General features: G+C 63.5%; 10 protein-coding genes. 6 read left to right on the top strand and 4 right to left on the bottom strand.

Translation table 11 applies throughout. The features are described 5' to 3' along the window. The first annotated feature begins 135 nt into the window (after positions 1 to 135). Positions 136 to 1,134: a winged helix-turn-helix domain-containing protein gene (locus CK489_RS06205; protein WP_095731644.1), complete on the top strand. Its 999-nt coding sequence runs from the start codon at positions 136 to 138 to the stop codon at positions 1,132 to 1,134. Positions 1,135 to 1,178: 44 nt separating this feature from the next. Here CK489_RS06205 and CK489_RS06200 read toward each other — a convergent pair whose 3' ends face one another. Next, on the bottom strand, positions 1,179 to 1,799 hold the full coding sequence (locus CK489_RS06200; protein WP_198960867.1) for a TetR/AcrR family transcriptional regulator: 621 nt from the start codon (positions 1,797 to 1,799) through the stop codon (positions 1,179 to 1,181). 52 nt (positions 1,800 to 1,851) lie between these two features. Here CK489_RS06200 and CK489_RS06195 point away from each other — a divergent pair, with 52 nt between their 5' ends. The 4 genes from CK489_RS06195 (at position 1,852) to CK489_RS06180 (ending at position 8,684) form a co-directional block, all read left to right on the top strand. Then, positions 1,852 to 2,097: a hypothetical protein gene (locus tag CK489_RS06195; RefSeq protein ID WP_095731643.1), complete on the top strand. Its 246-nt coding sequence runs from the start codon at positions 1,852 to 1,854 to the stop codon at positions 2,095 to 2,097. A 287-nt stretch (positions 2,098 to 2,384) separates the two neighbouring features. Continuing rightward, the gene (locus CK489_RS06190) at positions 2,385 to 5,852 is read left to right on the top strand and encodes an acyl-[ACP]--phospholipid O-acyltransferase (RefSeq protein ID WP_095731642.1); all 3,468 of its coding nucleotides are present in this window, start codon (positions 2,385 to 2,387) and stop codon (positions 5,850 to 5,852) included. 75 nt (positions 5,853 to 5,927) lie between these two features. Beyond that, positions 5,928 to 7,712 carry a flavin-containing monooxygenase gene (locus CK489_RS06185; RefSeq protein WP_095731641.1) on the top strand — a complete coding sequence of 595 codons (1,785 nt, stop codon included), beginning with the start codon at positions 5,928 to 5,930 and terminating at the stop codon, positions 7,710 to 7,712. A gap of 9 nt (positions 7,713 to 7,721) precedes the next feature. Continuing rightward, positions 7,722 to 8,684, top strand: a complete 963-nt coding sequence (locus CK489_RS06180; RefSeq protein WP_095731640.1) for an alpha/beta hydrolase — start codon at positions 7,722 to 7,724, stop codon at positions 8,682 to 8,684. 331 nt (positions 8,685 to 9,015) lie between these two features. Here CK489_RS06180 and CK489_RS06175 read toward each other — a convergent pair whose 3' ends face one another. Both CK489_RS06175 and CK489_RS06170 read right to left on the bottom strand, forming a co-directional pair. Next, on the bottom strand, positions 9,016 to 10,221 hold the full coding sequence (locus CK489_RS06175) for an ABC transporter substrate-binding protein (protein WP_095731639.1): 1,206 nt from the start codon (positions 10,219 to 10,221) through the stop codon (positions 9,016 to 9,018). A 270-nt stretch (positions 10,222 to 10,491) separates the two neighbouring features. Next, the gene (locus CK489_RS06170; protein WP_095731638.1) at positions 10,492 to 10,716 is read right to left on the bottom strand and encodes a hypothetical protein; all 225 of its coding nucleotides are present in this window, start codon (positions 10,714 to 10,716) and stop codon (positions 10,492 to 10,494) included. A gap of 1,267 nt (positions 10,717 to 11,983) precedes the next feature. On the opposite strand from CK489_RS06170, the gene CK489_RS06160 reads away from it, so the two are divergent. Next, complete coding sequence (locus CK489_RS06160; RefSeq protein ID WP_095731636.1) at positions 11,984 to 12,412, top strand: HD domain-containing protein; 429 nt, start codon at positions 11,984 to 11,986, stop codon at positions 12,410 to 12,412. Positions 12,413 to 12,777: 365 nt separating this feature from the next. Here CK489_RS06160 and rpmB read toward each other — a convergent pair whose 3' ends face one another. Further along, a complete protein-coding gene (gene rpmB / locus CK489_RS06155; RefSeq protein WP_095731635.1) occupies positions 12,778 to 13,086 on the bottom strand; it encodes a 50S ribosomal protein L28 in 309 nt (102 codons plus the stop codon). Positions 13,087 to 13,269: the final 183 nt, after the last annotated feature.

Here is a 13,269-nt window from a genome sequence, read left to right as displayed (position 1 = left end):
GCCCGGAGATGACGCCGAGCCGGCTTTCGACTATCGGCTCCGCCGCGCGGAAGTCCTGATCAAGAAGTGACAGAACGACGAATTTCCTGCTAAATTTCCCGGATTGGTGCCGTCTGTGGGCATGGAGTGACCTCTATGGACCCGGCGACTGATTCCGTTTTGATATTTGATTCATTTGTGTTCGATCTCGCCCGCGGCGTCGTTCGCGTGGATGGCGTCGAGCTAGATCTCAGGCCGAAATCATTTGCGGTCCTCCGCCATCTCGTCAGCAACGCGGGGCGGCTGGTGTCCAAGCAGGATCTGCACGAGGCGGTCTGGGGTAACGTCGCGGTCTCCGACGATTCGCTCGTCCAATGCATCCGCGAACTGCGCCTGAAGTTGCGGGACGACGAACACCGCATCATCAAGACGGTATCACGCCGGGGATACCGGCTCGATGCCGAGCCCGTTCCGCCGTCGGACGACCATGAACTGCGCAGCGTCCCGCGTCCGGCGTCAACTTCCCGGGGCGTTGCAGCACGTCTGGCGGCGCTTCCCCGATGGTTGCTGGTCTCGGGCCTGTCCGTGATCGCCTTCGCGGCTTTGGCAACCGCTCCGCTGATTGCCGATCGCATGCGGAATCCTCTGGCGGAGTTGGTGAACTGGCTTGCGCCCAGCGATCACGGCATCGTGCCAGATCAGGATGTCGAGCGGATCGCCGCATTGGCCGTCGAGAAGCAACTGCCGCTTCCCGCCTTTCGCATTCGCGCGCCGGCAGGCGACGTACCGGACAATGTCCGGCGCTTTCTCGGCGTGTGGGCGAGTGACGAGGGATGGATCAACTCGCACCGCCAGTTCATGATGATTGTCACCAGTGTCGACCGGGACGGTGTTGCGACCGGCTATCTCGTGAACGGACCGGCGATGCCGCACAGCCGCACACCCGGACCGGGCTTCTCCGGCGGTTTTACCGGGCAAGTCTCGGATGGCATCCTGCGATATGACGGCAATGCGGGAGCGCATTCCGCTTCCATCACCGGGGACGGACGGATCGAGTTCAAGCTCGTCTTTCGTGAGGGAGGGACCAGTGTCGTGTTCCTCGAACCGCTCTGGACTCTCGCCCGACCAGGCCGCGTCGCACACAATCAGACTTGATCCCTGTTCGCGATGCTGGTCGCCACGCAGATCGTTGGCCGCTGCTACGCCCCGCGCGTGATGCCCAATCCGGCGAGATGCGTGTCGACGAACTGCGCGAGCCGTTCGCGCAGTTGCTCCGGCGGCACCGCGACCATGCGTTCCTCGAGGCCCAGCGAGATGATGCCGTGGACCGCGGAGAACATCATCCGCGACAGCAGTGCGACGTCGTTCGGATCGCGATCGGGCAACAGCCGCACCAGCGGCGCATGCATCAGCGCGAACGCGTCCATCACCATCGCGAGGATATCTTCCGGAAACGGCCGGTCGTCCTCCATCCGGTGCTCGAACAGCGAACGCAGCAGATTGGCGTGCTCAGTGGCGAAGCCGAGATAGGCGTCCGCGAGCCCGTGCAGCTGGCGCAGGGGATCCTCGGCCGGGACGGCCTTGAGCCGGGCGGTCAGGGCCTGAACGGTCTCCCGGTTCACGGTCAGGATCAGGCCGTCGAAGTCGCCGAACTCGTTATAGACGCTACCGATGGAGCAGCCGGCGGCCTCGGCGACATCACGAACCTTCAATGATCTCAATCCTTTAGCTGCGATATAGCGGCGCGCGATCTCGATCAGCAGAGCTCGCCGCTGAAGTTTTTTCCGGTCCCGTCGCGATTTTTCTTGAACAATGTTCATTTTCAGGCTACTAATTTGAGCGTTGCTCAAGTTGGCATAGGAGGCCACTCACATGCGGACCCTAGCACTTCAATTGACCACCACCTTCGTCGATGACGCGATCGAGCTCGTGACGGGCTTTGGCCGTGCCATCTTCTCACTGGCGACCGCGCCGATCGAGCGGATCGCCCGCGCCTGCGACGTCGCAGGCGTCCTGGAGCAGCGGCGCGCCCAGCGCCCGGCGGCACAGCGTGGCGGCCGCTGCAAGTCGCGCAACTGCCGCTGGTCGCCGTTCGGCGGCTTGAGTGAACTGACCTGAAGCGCTCACCTCGCAATTGTCGCCGAAACCACAACAAAGCACTCACCATGTCCCCGCGCGCCGATCTCGAGATCCATCAACCCCAGGTCTGGATAAGGTCTCGTACACCTATGGCGGGCAATGTCCCCACGGCCCGGCGCGTGTGGATGTGCGCCGGTTCGAACCGAACCATTGCGGAAAAGACTAAAGGCTGCGGCATCTCCGTCATTGTCACCACGCCCACCATTCTCTGCCCCACGCATTCGCAGACCTGCCAGCGCCGTGCGCGCTAACCCAAGGAACCGGTCATGATCAAGGAATTGATGACGTCCCGCCGCTTCGCGCCGCTGTTCTGGTCGCAGTTCTGCTCGGCATTGAACGACAACGTGCTGAAGAACGCGTTGGTCATCATGCTGCTGTATGGCGTCGCCAACGAGCAGGGGCCGGCATTGGTCCAGCTCGCGGGCGCGGTGTTCATCTTCCCGTTCTTCGTGCTGTCGGCACTCGGCGGTGAGCTCGCCGACCGCTACGTCAAATCGATCGTCGCCCGCCGGCTGAAGTTCTTCGAGATCTTCGCCGCGGCTTTTGCTGCCGCCGGCTTCTTCACCCATTCGATTCCGCTGCTGTTCATCGCGCTGGCGCTGTTCGGCATCGTCGCCGCGCTGTTCGGCCCGGTGAAGTACGCTGTGCTTCCTGATCAGCTCTCGGTTTCCGAACTCGCGACCGGCAACGCGCTGGTCGAGGGCGCGACCTTCATGGCGATCCTGATCGGCACCATCGCGGGCGGGCTGTTCGTCGCCGGCGCCAGCCACATGGGCTGGATCTGCGCCGCCGTGGTCGGCCTGTCGGTGCTGTCGTGGGGATTTGCATCGCGCATTCCGCTGACCCAGCCCTCCGCGCCCGATCTGCTGATCACCAGGAATCCCTGGACCTCGACGGTGCGCCTGTTGAAGTCGCTCTATGCCGAGCCGCGGCTGTGGGACGGTATGGTGATCGTGTCCTGGTTCTGGATGGTCGGCGCGATCGTGCTGTCGCTGTTGCCCGCCCTGATCAAGGAAGGCGTCGGCGGCACCGAGGGCGTGGTCACGCTGTGCCTCGCCGTGTTCGCGATCGGCATCGCCGCCGGCTCGCTGTTCGCTGCGCAGCTCAGCCATGTCCGGCCGAACCTCGCGCTGGTGCCGATCGGCGCCATCGTGATGGGCGTGATCGGCCTCGACCTCGCTTGGGCGATCGGCACCACTTCGCTCGGCAAGGATGTGACCGCAGCTGCATTCGCGGCCTCGTTAGGCGGCTTCCGGATGCTGGCCGACTTCTTCCTGTTCGCCTTCGGCGGCGGCCTGTTCGTGGTGCCGTCATTTGCCGCCGTGCAAGCCTGGACCGCGCCGTCCGAGCGCGCCCGCATCATCGCCGCCGGCAACATCCTGCAGGCGGGCTTCATGGTCGCCGGCGCGGTGTTCGTCGGCGCGCTGCAGGCTACCGGTCTGCCGATCGCCTGGATCTTCTTCGGCCTTGCGATCGCGAGCTTCGGCACCGTCTGGTTCGTGCTGACCAAGTGGGGCAAGGAGGGCGTGCGCGATTTCGGCGCGCTGCTGTTCCGCGCGCTGTTCCGCCTCGAGGTGCGCGGCATGGAGAACCTGCCGCCCGCCGGCACCCGGATGCTGATCGCGCCCAATCACGTCAGCCTGGTCGACGGTCCGTTGCTGCATGCCATGCTGCCGATCGACGCTAGCTTCGCCGTCGACACCGGCATCGCCAAGGCGTGGTGGGCCAAGCCGTTCCTGAAGATGATCAGGCACTACACGATGGACCCGTCGAAGCCGCTGGCTGCGCGCGATCTGATCAAGCTGGTCGCCGCCGGCGAGCCGGTCGTGATCTTCCCGGAAGGCCGCATCACGGTCTCCGGTTCGCTGATGAAGGTCTATGACGGCACCGCGATGATCGCCGACAAGGCCGATGCGGTGGTCGTCCCGGTCCGCATCGAGGGCGCGCAGCGCTCGCATCTCAGCTATCTCAAGAACGGCGAGATCAAGCGCTCCTGGTTCCCCAAGGTGACGATCTCGATCCTGCCGCCGGTGAAGCTGCCGGTCGACCAGGCGCTGAGGGGCAAGGCGCGTCGCAACGCCGCCGGTGCCGCGCTGCAGGACGTCATGATCGATGCCATGGTCCAGAACGCGATGCTCGACCAGACGCTGTTCGAGGGCCTCGGCCATGCCTATCGCGACCGCGACACCGGCAAGCCGATCATTGAGGACGCGCTCGGCACCAAGCTGACCTATCGCAAGCTGATCCTCGGCGCGCAGGTGCTGAGCCGCAAGCTCGAGCAGGGGACTTCGGTGGGCGAGAATGTCGGCGTGCTGCTGCCGAACTCGGCCGGCGTCGCCGTCGTGTTCATGGCGCTGCAGACCATCGGCCGCGTGCCGGCGATGCTCAACTTCTCGGCCGGTCCGGTCAATGTGCTGGCCGCGATGAAGGCGGCGCAGGTCAAGACCGTGCTGACCTCGCAGGCCTTCATCGAGAAGGGCAAGCTCGACAAGCTGATCGCGGCGATGGCCGGCCAGGCCCGCGTGATCTATCTCGAAGATTTGCGTGGCGGCATCAGCCTCACTGACAAGATCGCAGGCTTCCGCGCCGGCATCGCGCCGCGCGTCGTCCGCAACGCCAACGATCCCGCGGTTGTCCTGTTCACCTCGGGCTCGGAGGGCACGCCGAAGGGCGTCGTGCTGTCCCACCGCAACATCCTCGCCAACGCGGCGCAGGCGCTGGCGCGGGTCGACGCCAACGCCAACGACAAGGTGTTCAACGTCCTGCCGGTGTTCCACTCGTTCGGTCTGACCGGCGGCATGATGATGCCGCTCCTCGGCGGCATTCCGATCTTCATGTATCCGTCGCCGCTGCATTACCGGATCGTGCCCGAACTGATCTACCAGACCGGCGCCACCATCCTGTTCGGCACCGACACCTTCCTCACCGGCTACGCCCGCTCGGCACATGCCTATGATTTCCGCACCTTGCGGCTCGTCATCGCCGGTGCGGAAGCGGTGAAGGAGCGCACCCGGCAGGTCTACATGGAGCGCTACGGCATCCGCATCCTCGAAGGCTACGGCGTCACTGAGACCGCGCCGGTGCTGGCGATGAACACGCCGATGGCCAACCGCCAGGGCACCGTCGGCCGAATCTCGCCGCTGATGCAGTACCGCCTCGATCCGGTCCCCGGCATCGAGGAGGGCGGCCGCCTTTCGGTGAAGGGGCCGAACGTGATGATCGGCTATCTCCGTGCCGAGAATCCCGGCGTGCTGGAGCCGCTGCCCGATGGTTGGCACGACACTGGCGACATCGTCACGGTCGATGCGCAGGGCTTCATCGCGATCAAGGGCCGCGCCAAGCGCTTCGCCAAGATCGCGGGCGAAATGGTCTCGCTCTCCGCAGTGGAGGCGATGGCATCGGCGCTGTGGCCGCAGGCGATGTCGGTTGCGGTGACGCTGCCCGATCAGCGCAAGGGCGAACGCATCGTGCTGCTCACCACGCAGAAGGATGCCGACCGATCCGCGATGCAGCGCCAGGCCAAGAGCGTCGGCGCCTCGGAGCTCGCGGTGCCCGCCGACATCCGCGTCGTCGACAAGGTGCCGCTGCTCGGCACCGGCAAGACCGACTATGTCGGTGCCACCGCATTGGCCAAGGAACTCGCCGCTGCGGCGCCTGTGCCCGCGCCGCAGGTGGATGAGAATACCGATGCGGCCAAGGCCGAACCGGAGCCGCGTCAGCAACACGTTGCATGAGTGCTGGCATGATGGTTGTGCTTTCCGGGAGCATGTTGTCAGATAGACGGCAACTGCTCCCGAGAAAGCACGATCATGCTGGACAAACTGAACCCGGCGACCGAGGACGCGCCTGAATTCGCTGCCGAGCAATGGATCGGCGCGCTCGATGCGGCGCTCGCCAGCCGCTCCGCTAATGCTCTCACCGCATTGTTCGCGCCCGAGAGCCACTGGCGCAATATCTTCGGCATTTCCTGGCATTTTGCGACGTTCAGCGGGCAGCAGAGCGTCGTTGCCGAGCTGCTAGAACGCGTTGCCGCTGTCAGCGCGCGGGGATTTCGTCTCGACGACCATGCCTTGATACCTCGCCGGACCGTGGTGGCCGGGCGCGAGGTGATCGAGGCCGTATTCACCTTCGACACGTCGAATGGGCCGGGCACCGGCGCGATCCGCCTGCTTCCGGACGCCGATGGAAATTCCGCGGCGTGGACCTTCTCCACCATGCTCGACTTCAACCGCATCTGCGATGCGCGCGCCGGGCACGCCGCCGAACAATCCCATGCGCGCGATTTCGCCGCACCTGACTGGCTCGAGCAGCGCCATGCCTCGCGCGCTTATGCCGACCGCGAGCCCGACGTGCTGATCGTCGGCGGCGGCCATGCCGGCATCGCGGTCGCGGTCGAGTGCAAGCGGATCGGGCTCGACGCGTTGATCGTCGATCGCGAGCGTCGCATCGGCGACAATTGGCGGCTGCGCTACCGCGGGCTCAAGCTGCACAACAAGACGCCGGTCAACCTGTTCCGCTACCTGCCGTTCCCGCCGACCTTTCCGGACTACATCCCGAAGGACAAGATCGCGAATTGGCTGGAAAGCTACGTCGACATCATGGAGCTCGACTTCTGGACCGAGACCTCGTTCGACGGCGCGCGCTATGACGATGCCACGCAACGCTGGACGGTGACGCTGCAACGGAGCGATAGACTGCACACGCTGCATCCGAAGCACATCGTGCTCGCGACCAGCGTCAGCGGCACGCCGAACATCCCGACCATTCCCGGCATCGAACACTTCAAGGGCAAGGTGCTGCATTCCAGCCAATTCGCCGCGGGGCGCGAATGGGCAGGCCGCTCGGTGGTCGTATTCGGCACCGGCACCAGCGCGCATGACATCTGCCAGGAGCTGCACGCTGCCGGCGCCGACGTCACCATGGTCCAGCGCAGCCCGACCATGGTGGTCAATGTCGAGCCGGCGCAGCTCTACGACAAGACCTATCTCGGCGACGGTCCGCCGATCGAAGTGCGCGACATCCTCAACTCCGGCGTGCCGCTGCCGGTCATGAAGGTCGCGCACAAGATCATCACCGATGAGGTGAAGCGGCTCGATGCGCCGTTGCTGTCGCGGCTCGAACGTGCCGGCTTCCGGCTCGAATTCGGCGAGGACGGCACCGGCTGGCCGCTGAAATTCCGCTCCCGCGGCGGCGGCTACTATTTCAACGTCGGCTGCTCCGAGCTGATCGCCGACGGCAAGATCCGCCTGATCCAGGCCGCCGACATCGCTGATTTCACCGCCGATGGCCTCGCGCTGAACGACGGCACGGCGCTCGCTGCCGAGCTGTTCGTGCTCGCCACGGGCTACAAGGGACCCGACCATCTGGTCGGCAAGCTGTTCGGCGACGACGTTGCCGGGCGCGTCGGCCGCGTCTGGGGCTTTGACGACGCGACGCAGGAGCTGCGCAACATGTGGACGCGCACACCGCAGCCCGGCCTCTGGTTCACCGGCGGTGCGTTCTCGCAGGCCCGCATCTACAGCCGCTTCATCGCGCTGCAAATCGCCGCGATCGAGGCCGGCACGCTTTCCAAGCACTTGAACTGCAAGCACTGAAGGACTCCCATGCCGCTCCCGCTCGATGCCATCATTGCCAACATCATCCCGCTGCTGCCGCTGCGCGATCCCGCCACCATGACGCCGCAGAGCGCGCGCGATTCGTTGCGCGCGCTGGCCGAGGCGCGCAAGGCGGTGCCGCCGCCGCCGGTCGATGTTGCCGGCGACATCGAGGTCGAGGGCGCCGGCGGCAAGCTCGCCGCGCGGCTCTATCGCAACGGAAGCGGCACGGCGCCGACCGTGATCTTCTTCCATGGCGGCGGCTGGGTCGCCGGCGATCTCGAGACCCATGATCGCCAGGCCCGCAACCTCGTGATCGAGACCGGTGCAGTGGTGATCTCGGTCGATTACCGCCGCCCGCCGGAGACGCGCTTTCCCGGCGCGTTCGAGGATGCGTTCGCCGCGGTCCGCGACGTCGTGGCGCGCATCAGCGAATTCGGCGGTGATCTCTCCCGCGTCGGTGTCGCCGGCGATTCCGCGGGCGGCAATCTTGCCGCGACCTCGGCGCTCGCCTGTCGCGACGCCGGCATCGCGCTCGCCGGGCAGTTGCTGGTCTATCCCGTCACCGACGTGGTCGGCAATTTCGCCGATCCCGCGGAGAACGCGAAATTCCCGTCGCGCGCCGAGAATGCCGAGGGCTACTTCCTGTCGCGGGCGGTGATGGAGTGGTTCTGCGGGCATTATCTCGCGAACTCCGCGCAGGGCACCGACTGGCGCGTCTCGCCGCTGCGCGCGACGAGCCTCAAGGGTGCCGCGCCGGCGGTCGTCACCACGGCCTGGTTCGACCCGCTGCGCGATGAGGGTCATGCTTATGCGAGGGCGTTGCAGGCGGCCGGCGTGCCTGTGACCTATCACACGGGCGAAGGCCTCATTCACGGCTATTTCGGCCTCGGCGATGCCTCGGACGCCGCCCGCGCCGAGGCGCAGCGCGCGCGGGCCGATTTCCGGGTGTTGTTGGAGAAGGGGGTGTAACTCCCCTTACCCGCCCCTGCAGGCACGCACGCGGGAGGTGCGTCGCCAAAATATCGAAAAACAACCCCATGCAAAGGAGCCGAGGGCGGTGGCCGGCGCTCGACCAGGCGGCTTGACGCGTCGGGCAACTCACCGGCATTCTTCCAATATTCCGAAATCACTTCTCCCGTCGTCCCGGCCAAGCGAAGCGCGAGCCGGGACCCATAACCACAGGGTGCAGTTGTGGCGCGACGCTGTGGCCCCAGTTCAATCCATCCCCACGTCCTGTGGTTATGGGTCCCGGCCTTCGCCGGGACGACGATGTGGATGGAGTCGCGCTCAGCAACACCGCTCAATCGTTCCCGATGGTGTCGCCGAACAGCTGCCAGGTCTCGCCGTTGAACTTCTGCAGCCGCATCGCCCCGACCGGGAAATAGTCGGTCGACGAGGTCTTCACCTTGATGCCGGGCAGGAACATCGGCAGCGCGATGTCGAGGTTGGCGGCCTGCTTCATGATGTTCTCATGGGTGAGGTCGTCGCCGCATTGCTTGAGCACCTGCACCGTCGCCTCCGCCACCACATAGCCGTAGACGATCAACTGGTCCTGCAGATTGCCATCCGGAAAATACTTCTTCATGAAGTCCTGCCAGGCGATGACGTCCGGATCCGCCTTCCACTGCGGATCGTTCGGATCCTTCAGCGAGTAGGATGAAATGATGTCCTTGGAGTATTCGAAGCCGGCCGGCTTCAGCACCGAGGATACCGAGGTCGAGGTCGCGGCGAGGAAGAACATGTCGGGCTTCCAGCCGATCTCGCCGATCTTCTTGATCGCCTGCGCCGCCTGCTTGGGGATCGCGTGCATGAACAGCACGTTGGCGCCGGAGGCTTTCAGCTTCACGATCTGGCTGTCGACCGTCGGGTCGGTCGATTCATAGGTCGTCTCCGCCACCACCATCTTGGCGGTGTTGTCCGGCCCCAGCCCCTTCTTGAAGCCGTTGCCGTAATCCTTGCCGGCGTCGTCGTTCTGGTAGAACAGCGCGATCTTCGCGTCCGGCTTGTTGGTCAGCACATATTTGGCATAGACCGCGGTCTCGGCCTGGTACGACGGCTGGAAGCCGATCGACCATGGATAATGTTGGTAGTCGCCCCACAGTGTGGCGCCGGCGCCGACGAACAGCTGCGGCACTTTCTTGTCGTTGAGATATTTGCGCACGGCAAGCCCGGTCGGCGTGCCCAGCGGATTGAGGATCGCGGCGACCTCTTCCTGCTCCACCAGCTTGCGGGTCTGCTCCACCGTCTTCGGCGGCGAGTAGCCGTCGTCGAGCGTGATCAAATTGATCTTGCGCCCGTTCACGCCGCCCTGGTCGTTGATCATCCTGAAGTAGGCGGCCTGGGTCTTCGCGATCACGCTGTAGGCCGACGCCGCGCCGGAGAATGGCGAGGTCTGTCCGAGCTTGATCTCGGTGTCGCTGGCGCCCGTGCCGTACTTTTTCTCGGCGGCGTGCACCTGTGTCGCGAGCGCAAGCGCGAGCGTTGCCGTGATGGCCTTCCAGATCATCGTGAGCCTCCCTGTGCGTTTTTTGTTGTTCGCGAGGGGGAGCTTACGCAGGTCGAGGGAGGCAGGCTTGCGATGAGACGCCGGGGCAGGAATGCGAAAATGCGGCTATTGCCGTCGTCCCGGCCTAGTGCGCAATTGCGCACGGGAGCCGGGACCCATAACCACTAATGTTTGCCGCTACACGGAATGTTGCCCCAGCATCGCACCAAACATACAGCCGGGGTAATGGATCCCGGCCTCCGCCGGGACGACGATGAAGAGATAGCGCCCTCAGCGATAACGCACGCTGCCGGTCGTCACCGGATCGGTCGGCAGCACGGTGGCGCCGGCGCGGTTGGCGGCGGCCTCGGTGATCATGCCGGGCTCGCCGGTCGCCACGTTACGCGGCGGCTGGAATTCGAGGATGACGAGGGCGGCCGTCGCCAGCACCGCCACGGCGGCAGTTGCGATCGCAGGCCACAGTCTTCCGCGCGTGTCGGCTGCGCGAACTTGCATTGATCAATTCCTTTATCGGGGTCGATCTTTGGACGTGACATAAGAACGGCCGGGCTTCTTCCCAAGAGTGCGGCGCACATGCCTCACAATCTCTTGTACCGGCCGTGATGTCCCCGGCGGTTGTTCGAGACGATCGAGGCGTTCGGCCTGCATCGAATCGGAAGCGCTCGGGCACGCTTGTTTGCACACTAATATCTGGAAGAGATCGTGGCGTTTTGCATGCGCCTCATGCGCTCGTGATTGGTCGCAGTGATGTTGTGATTAACGTCCGCGCGAGAAGCCGCTTTTGCCTTTATTTATAGAGTTTCTATGCTGGTTAAGGCGCGTTCGTTAAACGTTTCTTCACTCGCTTAGAAGGCACCAACATAGATTCGCGCAGTGACAACGGATGACACCGCTGTCATTGGCGGCAGATGGCAGCGGGCTCACGACAACCTTCGCGGACGTCGTCATTTGCGAGGAGCGAGGCGACGACGCAATCCATCTCCCCATGTTTGTTGCGATGGATTGTTTTGCTTCGTGTGCATTTGGCGAAAGAAGAATTCACTCGCTATTCGCCACTCACCGCGCGTGGGTCCCGAGCAACAAAAAGTTCTGGAGGTTGAACCACAGGTACGGCCGGGCGATCCGGGCGTTCCCCGCGCCGATGGGGCGGCTTATACGGCGAGATTGGGCTTACTTGTCACCGCTTTCGCGAGACGCGTTCGCATCTCGCGGGGGCACCTAGCACCAGGGCTTCAGAATCACACGCTTTCACCATCCGCGAGGCGCTGCGCTCGTCTCGCGCCTCTCGCGTCCACCGCATCCGGCAGCCAACGTCCATGACCATCGCGATACGCGCCTCTCAGAGGGGGCGGGACGCGTTGCTTGTACGCGTGAATTGGGAGGGGTGTGGGTCGGGTAGGGCGCATCGTATTGAAAAGTTGAGGAAATTGGAACTCCGGCGTATGGCCGGATTTGCTCGCCGCGTAGAAGGCATGATGGCGCCCCCGTCGGATGAACCGACACACCGCAGTGCTAGCAAGCGCGCTCTTTGCTCGTGGCGCCGATGGATACCTGCGATCGGCAGAGCCCGATCTAGCGTATCCGGCGCGGGCCGTTCGCCGTCCGCGAGGAGAGCGATGGAAGTTAGCCATCGCTGCGAGAGGGCCTCTATTCGACCAACGATCAAGTCTCGCTTACTGCAACGACTCTTTCATGGTCGAACAACCGAGGGTATAGGTTGTCAAATTGAATTAAATCTAACGTTGAAAAGGGTTGGGAGCGAATGTCCGACATTTCCTTAAATTCATATCCAGAGGTTCGTGCACAGGCGGCGACGGCATTTGAGGGGTTCGGCGTAAGCTTGGCGGAGATCAAGAGAACAACGGCTGAACTTCTGTCGCAAATCGGTAAGCACGGATTCTTTGCAGAGTACTCCAAGCACGACATCTCTCATATTGATGAAGTACTCAAGTTGGCTGATTGGTTGGTCGACGAAGAGACGAAGAAAATGATGTCGGATGCCGATTGGTTTCTGATTACATTGTCCATCTACTTTCACGACATGGGCATGTTGGTCACGAGAGAAGAGTTTATCCAATACTGCGCGATCATTTTAAGGGCAGCTGATCTGCTGCATATGAGGCGAGATCGAACACCCTCAGTCCTATTTAGGGTTATCAATCCGACCGATCCTATCAGTCAACGCGAGTGACCATGAGGAAGTTTGGAGGCGCTTGACTGTATTTGTTTCAGTTTTGCAGTCAGTGATTCACTTTGGAACAGATCGAGCGACTTCGGCCTCTGCCAGGCTTCGTCGAATTGGTGCCGAACTTGGGGAAGAAGTGACTCAGGAGCGAGAGCAGTTTCTTGAGGCATTGAGCGAAAGTCCCGCTGGACTGTTTGATACATCTGTCTGGTCGAACCGGCACAGCAATTGGCTCTAATCGATAGATCCATTTCCGGACTCTTGATAACGAGTGCGGTGCTTGAACCAAACTACAGAGAAAAACGGCCGGGTCATCGACCCGGCCGTTTCAAATCTCTCTTCGCGAATTCCGCTCTCGCGTCTTACCGCGCTCAGCTCGCCTTCTTCACCGGCGCCGGCTTGCCGATCTTCTTCTCGATCGCGCGCTTCAGGTCGAGGGCGCGGGGCGAGAGCACGTCGGCCTTGGCCTTGAGCAGGTAGGCGTCGAGGCCGCCATTGTGGTCGACGCTCTTCAGCGCGTTGGTCGAGACGCGCAGGCGCACGTTGCGGCCGAGCGCATCCGAGATGAAGGTCACGTTGGCCAGGTTCGGCAGGAAGCGCCGCTTGGTCTTGATGTTCGAGTGGCTCACCTTGTGGCCCGTCTGGGGGCCCTTGGCCGTCAGTTCGCAGCGCCGGGACATCTTACAAAATCCTTATTGCATCCCCGCCTCTCTGCCAGGCGTGCAATCACACGGCCCGCGCGGGGGTTTTGAATTCGCGTCCATTTTCCAGGAACCGCGGGTGTATAGGGGGAGAATACCGGAGCGTCAAGGTTTTCTGCCTCCGACGCCTGGTTTCCGGGGTTCCTACGCCGTTGTTTTGTG

It is taken from the genome of Bradyrhizobium sp. UFLA03-84 (assembly GCF_002289535.1).
Taxonomy (GTDB): Bacteria; Pseudomonadota; Alphaproteobacteria; order Rhizobiales; family Xanthobacteraceae; genus Bradyrhizobium; species Bradyrhizobium viridifuturi.
The sequence above is the reverse complement of the archived record's forward strand: the minus strand, read 5'-3'. Positions and strand labels throughout refer to the sequence as shown.